Here is an 11,640-nt window from a genome sequence, read left to right on the forward strand (position 1 = left end):
GTTTTTTGAATAAGGCCAATGAGGGAATTATCGGTGAAAAAATAAAAAACATTGCTGTTGAACTTACTCGTACGCGAAGTGTTGTCGGCACCTGCGGGGAAGTTACTATTGCCGAAGAAATTTATAAGCATTTGGGAAAAATAGAATATTTCAAGAGCCATCCGGAGAATTTACGTTATTTGCCGATAAAAAATGATGAATTGGGCAGGAAAAGTGTTTTAGCATTCATTGAAGGAACAAAAAGACAATCTAAACGGACAATACTGTCACTTGGGCACATTGATACGGCCGGTATTGATGATTTTGCAGAATTAAAGGAGTATGCTGATAAACCGGAAATAGTCAAAGAAAAACTAAAAGCTATTAAATTTTGTGAGGAAACACTTGCCGAACTTAATTCACCTGACTGGATTTTCGGGCGGGGAATTTTTGATATGAAAACCGGCGTGGCCGCGTTATTAGTCATGCTGGAGGAATTCACCAAACAAATTGATGACTTAAACGGGAATCTTGTTTTTATTGGTGTTCCTGACGAAGAAGGTAACTCCGCGGGAATGCTTGCCTGTGTTGAGGAACTGGAACAGCTTGCAAGAGAACGGGATTGGGAGTTTATTGCCGCAGTTGACACCGACTATATGACAACAAAATATCCTGGAGATGAAAACAAGTATGTATATATTGGTACAGTTGGAAAGCTATTGCCTTGTTTTTATCTGTATGGTGAAGAAACTCATGTTGGAGAGGCATTTAATGGACTTGATGCCAATCTGCTGGCGTCGGAAGTCATGTATCAGGTAGATTTGAGCACCGATCTATGTGATATAGCCGATGGCGAGGTTACGTTACCGCCGATTAGTCTTTGTCAGCGGGATTTGAGGACAGAATACTCGGTGCAAACAACGAATGCGGTTAATCTGTACTTTAATTATGCAACTCACTCCAGTCAACCGGATGAAGTGTTAACAAAGTGCAAAGCGAAAGCGGAGCAGTCCTTCGAAAATGTCATTAAGAGGCTGAATGAGGAATATGAAAAGTATTGTAATTTGGCAAACATACCTTTCCGTAAACTGCCGTGGCAAGCACAAGTGTTAACTTATGATGAGTTATACCAACATGTAAAAAGCGAAATGGGGGATAAGATTGATAAAATTCTTGCCGACCTGGTTGCTGCTTTAAAGACCAAGGGTGTGGATGATCGGGAGTTTTCGCTGGCTATTGTGCAGGAGGTACATAAATATTATTCTGATCAAAATTCGAAGATCGTCGTGTATTTTGCGCCGCCATATTATCCACATATTTTTGTTGAGGGGTATGACGAAAAGGAAAAAAGACTGCTCTCAGCTGTGGAACAAGCAGTAAACGATGTGAAGGCGCAGTATGAGTATAATATTGTCATGAAAAAGTTCTACCCATATATTTCGGACTTGAGCTATTGCGGTATTTCCCAAAACACAGCAAGTATAAAAGGGTTAACCGATAACATGCCCGCCTGGCCGCATAAATACAATTTGCCGATAAAGTCTATGCAAAATATCAGCATGCCAGTAGTCAACATTGGGCCTTTTGGCAAGGATGCCCATAAGTTGTCGGAGCGATTATGCACAGCCTATTCTTTTGATGCTATGCCGCAAATTTTATATAAAACCTTACAAAATTTATTGAAATAGAATGTCAGTTGAAGCACGAGAGCCGCCCGAGGGCGGCTCTCGTGCTTTTACAATTGGCATTTTTTTTGCATGATAGTTTACTGATCAATATATTTTGGCGGGAGGGTTAATTATGGGCTATCCTTTTGTAGAAATTGATTTGGAGAAGATAGCGGCGAATGCACGCTTGCTTGTTGACTTGTGCAAAAAACAGGACATTGAGGTTATTGGTGTTACCAAGGTGGTCTGTGCTGATACTGCTATTGCTCAAGCTATACTAAGCGGCGGGGTGAAGGCGCTGGGGGATGCCAGAATTCAGAATCTCCGTAAGTTGCGGGAAGCAGGCATCAAAGTACCGTTAATGCTGCTTAGGATTCCTATGCCCAGCGAAGTTGCTGAGGTAGTACAGATAGCAGAATACAGCCTGGTTTCCGAATATGCAACACTGGAGCGGCTGAGTCAGGCTGCCAGGCAGGTCGGGCGTACCCACAAAGTCATTTTGATGGTTGATATGGGTGATTGGCGGGAAGGCGTAGTACCGCAAAAAATTTTGCCATTGGTTGAGCAAGCTTTATTGCTGCCCGGAATTAAGGTACAAGGTTTTGGTGCGAATTTTGCGTGTTATGGTGGATTGATTCCCACAGAGGAAAACCTTGGGCGGCTTATTGATCTGACCAGGCAGGCAAGACGGGAATTTTCGCACGAACTACCGGTAATTTCGGGAGGAAATTCGTCAAACGTGGAACTGTTGCTAAAGAGCGCAATACCGCCGGAAATTAACCAATTAAGACTTGGCGAAAGCATTCTTTTAGGACGGGAATCCGTAAACCGCAAGCCAATTCCAGGTGCTTTCCAGGATGCTTTTACTCTGCATGCCGAGGTGGTCGAGGTTCAGGAAAAACCTTCGGTAACACCGGGAGAAATTTGCCGGGATGCGTTTGGCAATTTACCAGTACTAAAAGACCGTGGGATACGAAAGCGGGCAATTGCTGCTATTGGCCGGCAAGATGTTATTTTGGAAGGATTACGGCCAATTTTACCGGGGGTAGAAATTCTGGGCGGCAGCAGTGATCATCTAATCCTGGATGTGACAGATGCCCATCAGGACATTAATGTAGGGCAGGAACTTTGCTTTTTTATGGAATATGGTGCGCTTGCTCATGTAATGATATCCCCGTATGTTTCCCGCGTTTATAAGCATTACAATGACTGCTGCTATGAGGCGGCTTGCTGTAAGTAACAAAAGGGATCGATAATTCAGAATAATTGAATTAGTGCAAAAAAGTTTGCGCTAATGCCAAAATTTTTGCACTAAAAGCCCGGTTCCAAAAGCCCGAACGGCTAGTTCTGGTTTTTGGCATCAATCTTGCGATTATAGTGAAATAGCAATTACGATTGCAATTTTAGTTTAAGAGGGAGGATTAGTTTTCATGGAAAATGTTAAAGTAATTTTTTGGGGTCTTGGCGCTATGGGAAGTGGTATGGCCAAAGATATACTGCTCAACAAACAAGGCATCAGCATTGTGGGAGCGATCGGTCAGAATCCGGCCAAGATCGGCAAAGATTTAGGCGAAGTGTTAGGATTGGAACGCAATCTTGGAGTTATTGTTTCAGATAAACCGGAACAAGTACTTAAAGATACAGAAGCCGATATTGTGTTGCATTCCACACAATCGTTTACCAAAGACGTATTTCCGGAAATTTCGCTTATTGTTAAGTCAGGGAAAAACGTCATTACGATTGCTGAGGAAATGTCGGCACCGCAGGTAGAAACTCCGGATTTAGCCGACAAATTAGATAAACTTGCGCAAGAAAATAAGGTCACAATTCTGGGAACCGGCGTTAACCCCGGGTTTGTGCTGGACACTCTTATTTTGACTATGAGCGGAGCCTGCCAAGTGGTAAACAAAATTTGGGCAGCACGGATTAATGACCTCTCGCCGTTTGGACCGACTGTTATGAAAACCCAAGGGGTTGGAACAACGGTAGCGGAATTCGAAGCAGGGGTAAAAAGCGGTGCTATTGTTGGACATATTGGTTTTAGGCAATCCATCTATTTAATCGCTAAATCCCTGGGCTGGGAACTGGATGAGGTTGTTGAAACCAGAGAACCGCTTGTTACCAGCGTATATCGCGAAACACCGCATGTAAAAGTACAACCCGGGATGGTTGCCGGCTGTCGTCATATTGCCCGTGGATATAAAAACGGTCAGGAGATTATTACGCTAGAACACCCGCAACAGATTCATCCTGAACTGGAAGGTGTTAAAACCGGGGACTATGTTGTTATCGAAGGCACACCTACGATTAAGTTTTCCGATGAGCAAGAAATTCCCGGCGGTATTGGCACAATGGCTGCTGCCGTCAATATGATTCCTCAAGTAATCAATGCTCCTGCCGGACTGCTTACCATGCCTGAGCTACCTGTTATCAGCGCTTTGGCGGGAGATATCCGCAAAAAAATCAAGCGATAAGTTTTGTTATAGGATTAGTCCTACGATTAACAGTTCAGATATTGCTGGAGACATGCATGAAAATATTCGCCCATAATTACTATTCGTATGCTTAGTAAGAACTAACCTCTAATGGATTAACTCCACTTAATGCTAAGGTTGCTTTATCCGATGACTAACCCACTCTAAGACCCCTTCTTCCCAAGCGGGAGTTATACCCCTACGGGCACGGGCGAGTGGCTAAGTCCCTGGATAAGGGCGACTAACCTTCAGGTGGGTTAAAACCCCATCTGAAGCTAAGTCTACTTTATCAATTTACGAGGGGGATTTTTTTAATGGCGGGTAGCTGTTTTGATGAAAAGGTCAACAATGCAATGTCCCAGCAGTCTGGTCTGGATCGGGGAATGAAAAGCCGGCACTTATTTATGATAACGCTCGGCGGGGTTATTGGCACAGGTCTGTTCTTAGCATCGGGGTCCACCATCAATCAGGCCGGACCGGGCGGAGCAGTTGTTGCTTACATTATTGGCGGTTTTATCATGTATATGGTTATGCTCTGTCTTGGTGAACTGGCTGTCGCCATGCCAGTGGCCGGTTCGTTCCAAACCTATGCCAGTACCTTTATATCTCCGGCGGTTGGCTATCTGTTAGGCTGGCTGTTTTGGCTGAATGGAGCGACAACAATTGGCATTGACTTGGTAGCTGCAGGCATTTTGATGAATAATCTGACGCAAATCTCAGAGTGGGTATGGGTATTATTGTTTGGCGGCGTATTATTTGCTTTGAATTCCCTGCGGGTAGGGGCGTTTGGTGAATCGGAATTCTGGTTTGCCAGTATCAAAGTGGCCGCTATTGTCGCTTGTATTATAACCGGTGGATTGGCCATGACCGGGACTATCGGCGGTCATGGCACAATTGGTTTTAGCAATTATGTGTCCGATGGTTTGTTCCCTAATGGTGTCGGCGCAATATTAGTGGCGATGCTGACGGTGGCTTTTGCTTTTAATGGCACTGAGATTATCGGTATTGCCGCCGGCGAAAGTGAAACTCCCGAGAAAACCATCCCCAAGGCTATCAAAGCTACTGCGTTTCGGACACTTTTGTTTTATGTCTTATCAATCATAGTTGTAGCTGCCATAGTGCCGTGGAAAGAGGCCGGAGTCAAAGAGAGCATTTTTGCCGAAGTATTCCAATATGCGGGGATTCCTGGCGCGTATACGATTATGACCCTTGTTGTTATTACGTCGGCGCTGTCTTGCGGAAACTCCTGGGCGTATAGTGCCACCCGCATTTTGTGGGCAATGTCCAAAGGTGGTATGGCTCCCGAAACGTTAGGAAAATTGAACAAATATCAAGTTCCGATGAATGCATTAATTTTGACAATGGCAGTGGCCGGTGTTTCGCTATTGTGCAGCGTTTATGCGGCTGACAGTGTGTATTTGTGGCTTGTCTCCATCTGCGGCCTGGCCGGCGTGCTTGGCTGGATGGGCATCTGCGCCTCACAATACCGGTTCCGTAAGCAATTTACCGGCAGCGGCGGTAAGGTAACTGACTTAAAATACCGTACACCGTTATTCCCGTTAGTGCCGGCTTTGGGTTTTTTGCTAAATTTAATTATTGTTATTGGTTTGTGGTTTGATGAAAGTCAACGAATTGCTATTTATGCCGGGGTACCTTTTGTAATTGTAGTTATGATTTATTACTACATGGTGGTAGCTCCCAAAAAAGCTGCTTCCGGTGATAAAAATGGTTCTCAGATCGACATTAAATAGATCATTCTGTAGGAAAGAGGAGAGATCAAATATGGCTGATGCGCGGCGTGGTGACTGTGTACAAATTCACCGGGTTGTTTTAGAGGCTGGTAAGCGGGCACCGCAAGTACCGGTCGAAACCATGCGTGTTCCGTTAGAAATGAAGGCCAAAGGCTTTTTACAGGAAGAGCAGGCAATGATTGGACAACAAGTAACAATTACTACTTTTGCCGGAAGGCAGCTTCAGGGTGAATTGATAGCAGTTAATCCCGGTTATCAGGTTGATTATGGCTCGCCCCAGCCTGAAATGCTCACAATTGCCGGAGAGTTACGGGCCATAGTGAGGGGGGAATATCATGCGTGACAATAGTTATCAAGCTGTCATGGCTCGCAGGCCGGACATAATCCGGCAGGCTACCAATATAGATTATCAGGAGTTTGAAAGCGGTGGCCTTGCCTTTGACTACGAGAAAATGATGGGTCAGGCCGCTTATGATATTGACCAGATCGCCGCTATTCAACGTGATGCCGGTGTAGGTGCTACGCCACTTATGGAACTTAAGAATATAACGGCACTTGTTAGGCAGATTGCCGAGCCTGGTAAGGGTGCGAGGATTTTCCTTAAAGATGAAGCCGCTAATCCCTCCGGCAGTTTCAAGGCGCGCCGGGCTTCGGTATCTGTTTATCATGCGTGTAAGCACGGCTTTCCGGGAGTCATTGCAGCTACTAGCGGTAACTTTGGTGCCGCTATCGCCTCGCAGGCTGCGATGCGTAACCTGCGCAGCATTATTGTTCAGGAGGTATTTGACAGCCGGGGAGTAGGTCAGCCGGAAATTATGGAAAAAGGCCGAGCTTGTGAAGCATATGGCGCCGAGGTTCTGCAACTATCGGTGGGGCCTGAATTGTTTTATACGTTTCTTTTGACATTGGAGGAAACCGGTTTTTTTAATGCTTCGCTGTATACGCCGTTTAGTATTGCCGGTATCGAAACCCTGGGAGTGGAAGTGGCCGAACAGACGAAGAAGCTCATCGGGCGTCATCCCGATGTTGTTGTTGTTACCCATGCCGGTGGCGGCAATGTAACAGGTACAGGAAGAGGCTTGCGGCGGGCTGGCTGCCAGGCCGAGGTTGTTGCTGCCAGCGTAGATTTATCAGGGCTGCATATGGCCAGCGATACCGATTTTAATCGTAAGTCGTTTACTACCGGTCATACCGGATTTGGTGTACCGTTTGCTACCAATCCGGACAGGGTGGATGTGCCGCGGAATGCAGCTAGACCGCTTCGGTATATGGATAAATATGTGACTGTCACTCAGGGCGAAGTCTTTTATGTTACCGAAATGCTGGCTGCCTTGGAAGGTATGGAACGCGGACCGGCTGGCAATACGTCATTGGCCGCAGCGATTGCGCTGGCCAAAGAAATGCCGCAGGACCAGGTTATTGTTGTTCAAGAAACTGAATATACCGGGGCAGGCAAACATCCGTCTCCCCAACTGACTTTTGCTAGAGCCAACGGCATTGTTGTACGGCGTGGCAACCCCGAAGACAATGTGCCGGGGAAAACAATAGTTATTCCGGAACACCCGGGGCAGATGGCCGTTAAGAACGTTGATTTAGATAAATTGCGCCACTCCTATCTGCGTAATGCTGTAGGAAACAAACGGGATTTGAGTGCTGGCGACCTTGCGTTTTTAGCGCAGGAAACGAGACTTTCACCGGCTGAGACTGAAAGAATTATTGCCGATTTTCTAAGCGGACAATAGGAGGATTAAGACAGGAGGTGAACCGGGGATTCCCGGGTACTATGCAGAGACAAGATGATTTTATCGAGCGCCGGGCTAGAGTGGCCGCGTTATCCGACGCTGAGCTTAAGGAACGGTTTTGGCAGTTAACTGAACAAGTAGTTCAGCCACTAGTAGATTTGGCGTTTACGCACACTTCGCCTTCTGTTGAGCGTTCGGTGTTACTGCGCATGGGTTTTTCCAGTATTGAGGCCAAGGAAATCGTAGATAAATGTGTGGAACAGGAACTGCTGGGTAAAGGTGCCGGGCACGCTGTATGGCGGCTTTCTCATCTTGAAAATATCCCACTGCGCAAGGCGGGGCTGCGGTTGGCGCAAGGATTAGGCTGGGAACGGCTGCAACAGTTCTGGGGGAGAAGGGAGACTGGACTATGAGCTTAAAGGTAGATGAAAAACTCGATATAGCCAGTATACTGACAGACTTGGAACATTATCATCCCCGTCGTAAAGGCTGGACGTGGCGAAAGTCTGCTAAATCAGAGCAAGTAGGACAGTTTATTTACCGGCAGGTAACAGAACCTCTCAAAAATTCTTGCCCGCTGCCTGCCGCCAAGTATTTTGGCAATATTGATCCGCAGCCGGATTGTGTAATAACTACTGAAATTGCTTCAGGCCGATTTGAGGACGATATTCGCCGCATGCGGATGGCAGCTTGGCATGGCGCCGACCATATTATGGTTATCCGTACTGCCGGCCAAAGCCATTTTGACGGTCTTATTGAAGGAACTCCCGAAGGCGTTGGTGGTGTACCAATTACCCGCAAACAACTGCGGGCTACCCGTAAAGCTTTAGACTTAATCGAAGATGAGGTTGGCAGGCCGATTAACTTCCATTCCTACGTTAGTGGGGTGGCAGGTCCCGAGGTGGCTGTGCTCTTAAGCGAAGAAGGCGTTAACGGCGCCCACCAGGATCCACAATATAACGTATTGTACCGAAACGTAAATATGTACCGTTCCTTTGTCGATGCTGCCGTAGCCAAGAAAATCCTGGCTGCCGGCGGGATGGCGCAAATTGACGGCGCTCATAATGCCAACGCTACAGCCCGTGAAGCCTGGAAGGTTATGCCCGAACTAATGGTGCAGCACGCAATTAACTGTCAGTATTCTGTCATGGTTGGTATGCCCAAAGATAAGATATGCCTATCAACGGTACCGCCGACTGCGCCGCCCGCACCTTGCGTCAGTTTGGATCTTCCCTATGCTGTCGCTTTGCGGCAACTGTTTGAAGGCTTCCGCTTCCGGGCACAGATGAATACTAAATATATGGAGTCCTGTACGCGTGAAGTAACCGTTACTCATGTGTTAAACACGTTGCTGTCCCGCCTAACCAGCGCCGATATCCAGAGCACGATTACTCCTGACGAAGGCCGGAATGTTCCCTGGCATTATAACAATATCCACGGGGTTAACACCGCCAAGCAGGCACTGTTGGGACTGGATAACATAAAAGAGCTTGTTAGCTTGCGGTTGGACGGTGAATTGGGTAGCAAAGTACGTGACCTAAAAGAACGTGCCTGCCTGTTTATGGAGGAAATTATCAGTGCCGGTGGATATTTTGCCGCAGTCAGCCAGGGTTTCTTTGTTGACTCCGGCATGTACCCTGAACGTAATGGTGATGGGATTGCCCGCCAAATGAACGGCGGGGTAGGCGTTGGTACCATCGTTCCCCGCGATGACGATTATATGGCGCCGGTATGCAATCATTTTGGTTATAACGCGTTGCCGAAAGGCATAGACAAGGCTTGCGACCCAATTGCTGGCTGTACATCATGCAAGCCGGATAAAATTGTTTGGATTGACGAGTTAGATCCTGAAGACAATGTGCATCGCCGCCTGGCCGAGTGTGAGCAGGAGCGGAAACAAGGCTTGCTGCGGCCTGAGGTGCAATGGCAGGGTGACGGCATTGTGTGCATGACTATGTTTTTGCCTGCGGCTGAACGGATAGCTGAGTTTGCCGCCAAAAATATTGCTGAACGTATGGGTTTCGAGGATGTCGAGGTTATCCATAAACAAGTGATGCATCCGGCAGAAGGCACGTTAGTAGAGGTTAAAGGCAAACTTCCATTTGCCATCGACCCGAGGGAACTAGTAATTCCTGAGGCGGCTCAAACCTTTAGCGAAGACACAATTCGTGAGTATGTAGCCGAACACAAGTTTAAAATTGTGGCTGCAACCGTCGGTGAAGATGAGCATTCGGTTGGTTTAAGAGAAATATTGGATATTAAGCATGGCGGGATTGAACGATTTGGTATTGAATGCCACTATCTGGGAACTTCGGTACCTGTGGAGAAACTGGCCGATGCGGCGATTGAGCTTGGGGCGCAGGCCATTTTAGCCAGTACGGTTATTTCTCATGCCGACATCCACCGGATTAATATGCGGCGGCTCCATCAGTACTGCCGGGAGAAGGGGATTCGCGATAAACTCGTTGTAGTTTGTGGCGGCACCCAGGTTACCAACGAAATTGCCGTTGAGGAAGGTTTGGATGCCGGATTTGGCCGCGGAACTAAAGGCATACATGTCGCAAGTTTGCTTGTCAAACGTTATAAAGAATTGGGGTGGAATTAGGTATGTCAGCTGTTGATGTGCTTGTTGCCGAAATTGGCAGTACAACAACTGTTGTCAACGCGTTTGCAGGTATCCGGGAAGGAGTACCCCGGCTTGTTGGTCAGGGGCAGGCCCCTACGACTGTTTTAGACGGCGACGTGACGATAGGGCTGGATGGTGCTATTGAGGCTTTAGAGCAGCAGCTTGGCAGTCCGCTTAGCTGGCAGGAAATGCTGGCTTCCAGCAGTGCGGCCGGTGGTCTGCGGATGACGGTACATGGTTTGGTATATGAAATGACGGTGAAAGCTGCCAAGGAGGCCGCCTTGGGGGCAGGGGCTAACATTCATCTGGTAACCGCCGGAGAACTGAGTGAAGCTGACCTCAGTGAAATTAAGAGCATCAATCCCAACATTATCTTGCTGGCAGGCGGGGTTGATTACGGTGAGAAACAAACAGTCATTACCAACGCCCGCCGACTGGCGGCCACAATATCGCCATCCATCCCAGTAATTTATGCCGGCAATAAAGCCGCGAAACAGCAGGTATACGAAATTTTAAGTAGTTGCGGTTTTGGCGTTAAAGCCGTTGACAACGTATATCCGCGCATTGATCAACTTACTATTGAGCCAACCCGTCGGGTTATTCATGAAGTGTTTGAAAAACACATCATAGAAGCTCCGGGAATGCACAAGATCCGCCAACTGATCACCGGGCGCATTATTCCTACCCCAGGAGCCGTAATGCAAGCTGCACGGCTGTTGCACGAGGAAATTGGCGACCTTGTTGTCTTGGACGTTGGCGGTGCGACCACGGACGTACATTCAGTAGCCGAAACTGACCCGGAAGTCGCAGCCATATTAATTACACCGGAACCCTTGGCCAAACGGACCGTTGAGGGTGATTTAGGGGTATACGTAAATTCCGCTAACGTATTGGCACTTGCCGACCTTGATAAGTTATGTGAGAGACTATCCTGTCAGCCGGAGCAGCTCATCGACCTGCGGACACCACTGCCGGTAACCACGGCAGAGAAGGAGTTTGCCGGGATTCTGACTGAAATTGCCGCGGCAACTGCGATAAAGCGTCATGCCGGGAATATTGAATATATTTATGGACCAACAGGCCGGATGGCGGTCGCTAGGGGCAAAGATCTAACAGGGGTTAAATGGCTTATTGGTACAGGTGGGGCCCTAACCCGGCTACCGGTAGGATATACTGCGCTGCAGAAGCTTAACTCGTTGTCCGGCAGTACCTGTTTGCTGCCGCGTAACGCCGAAGCGCTCATAGATAATCATTATGTTATCGCAGCAGCCGGGGTATTAGCTGAACGTTACCCTGTAGCGGCTTTACAAATAATGAAGCAGAGCTTACATATTTAATTACCATTTTTTTTGTAAACAAATTCTTCCATCTGGAAACCTTGGTTACCATTAAATGGAAACT

General features: G+C 47.4%; 9 protein-coding genes. All 9 read left to right on the top strand.

Going from position 1 to position 11,640, the window contains the following annotated elements:
• Window positions 1–5: 5 nt before the first annotated feature.
• The 9 genes from SRRS_RS00580 (at window position 6) to SRRS_RS00620 (ending at window position 11,576) form a co-directional block, all read left to right on the top strand.
• Window positions 6–1,667 carry a M20/M25/M40 family metallo-hydrolase gene (locus SRRS_RS00580; RefSeq protein ID WP_371365257.1) on the top strand — a complete coding sequence of 554 codons (1,662 nt, stop codon included), beginning with the start codon at window positions 6–8 and terminating at the stop codon, window positions 1,665–1,667.
• Between the two features lie 112 nt (window positions 1,668–1,779).
• Window positions 1,780–2,886 carry an alanine/ornithine racemase family PLP-dependent enzyme gene (locus SRRS_RS00585; RefSeq protein WP_371365259.1) on the top strand — a complete coding sequence of 369 codons (1,107 nt, stop codon included), beginning with the start codon at window positions 1,780–1,782 and terminating at the stop codon, window positions 2,884–2,886.
• Between the two features lie 190 nt (window positions 2,887–3,076).
• Window positions 3,077–4,120 carry a 2,4-diaminopentanoate dehydrogenase gene (gene ord, locus SRRS_RS00590; protein ID WP_371365261.1) on the top strand — a complete coding sequence of 348 codons (1,044 nt, stop codon included), beginning with the start codon at window positions 3,077–3,079 and terminating at the stop codon, window positions 4,118–4,120.
• A gap of 314 nt (window positions 4,121–4,434) precedes the next feature.
• Window positions 4,435–5,871, top strand: coding sequence for an amino acid permease (locus SRRS_RS00595; RefSeq protein ID WP_371365263.1), 1,437 nt, complete (start codon window positions 4,435–4,437; stop codon window positions 5,869–5,871).
• 31 nt (window positions 5,872–5,902) lie between these two features.
• Window positions 5,903–6,214, top strand: coding sequence for a 2-amino-4-oxopentanoate thiolase subunit OrtA (gene ortA / locus SRRS_RS00600; RefSeq protein ID WP_371365265.1), 312 nt, complete (start codon window positions 5,903–5,905; stop codon window positions 6,212–6,214).
• The gene (gene ortB, locus SRRS_RS00605) at window positions 6,207–7,613 is read left to right on the top strand and encodes a 2-amino-4-oxopentanoate thiolase subunit OrtB (RefSeq protein WP_371365267.1); all 1,407 of its coding nucleotides are present in this window, start codon (window positions 6,207–6,209) and stop codon (window positions 7,611–7,613) included. Before ortA ends, ortB begins: the two co-directional genes overlap by 8 nt.
• A 17-nt stretch (window positions 7,614–7,630) precedes the next feature.
• Entirely contained in the window at window positions 7,631–8,026 is a 396-nt protein-coding gene (locus SRRS_RS00610) for an ornithine aminomutase subunit alpha (RefSeq protein WP_371365269.1), read from the top strand.
• Window positions 8,023–10,218 carry a D-ornithine 4,5-aminomutase subunit OraE gene (gene oraE, locus SRRS_RS00615; protein ID WP_371365271.1) on the top strand — a complete coding sequence of 732 codons (2,196 nt, stop codon included), beginning with the start codon at window positions 8,023–8,025 and terminating at the stop codon, window positions 10,216–10,218. Before SRRS_RS00610 ends, oraE begins: the two co-directional genes overlap by 4 nt.
• Before the next feature lie 2 nt (window positions 10,219–10,220).
• Entirely contained in the window at window positions 10,221–11,576 is a 1,356-nt protein-coding gene (locus SRRS_RS00620) for a GlmL-related ornithine degradation protein (RefSeq protein WP_371365273.1), read from the top strand.
• Window positions 11,577–11,640 lie beyond the last annotated feature (64 nt).

The organism is Sporomusa rhizae (assembly GCF_041428845.1).
Taxonomy (GTDB): Bacteria; Bacillota; Negativicutes; order Sporomusales; family Sporomusaceae; genus Sporomusa; species Sporomusa rhizae.

What these genes read in the sequence shown, in the direction of transcription:
- oraE (WP_371365271.1), top strand. Translation starts at nt 8,023, where the DNA reads ATGAGCTTAAAGGTAGATGAAAAACTCGATATAGCCAGTATACTGACA.
- ortB (WP_371365267.1), top strand. Translation starts at nt 6,207, where the DNA reads ATGCGTGACAATAGTTATCAAGCTGTCATGGCTCGCAGGCCGGACATA.
- SRRS_RS00595 (WP_371365263.1), top strand. Translation starts at nt 4,435, where the DNA reads ATGGCGGGTAGCTGTTTTGATGAAAAGGTCAACAATGCAATGTCCCAG.
- ord (WP_371365261.1), top strand. Translation starts at nt 3,077, where the DNA reads ATGGAAAATGTTAAAGTAATTTTTTGGGGTCTTGGCGCTATGGGAAGT.
- SRRS_RS00585 (WP_371365259.1), top strand. Translation starts at nt 1,780, where the DNA reads ATGGGCTATCCTTTTGTAGAAATTGATTTGGAGAAGATAGCGGCGAAT.
- ortA (WP_371365265.1), top strand. Translation starts at nt 5,903, where the DNA reads ATGGCTGATGCGCGGCGTGGTGACTGTGTACAAATTCACCGGGTTGTT.
- SRRS_RS00620 (WP_371365273.1), top strand. Translation starts at nt 10,221, where the DNA reads ATGTCAGCTGTTGATGTGCTTGTTGCCGAAATTGGCAGTACAACAACT.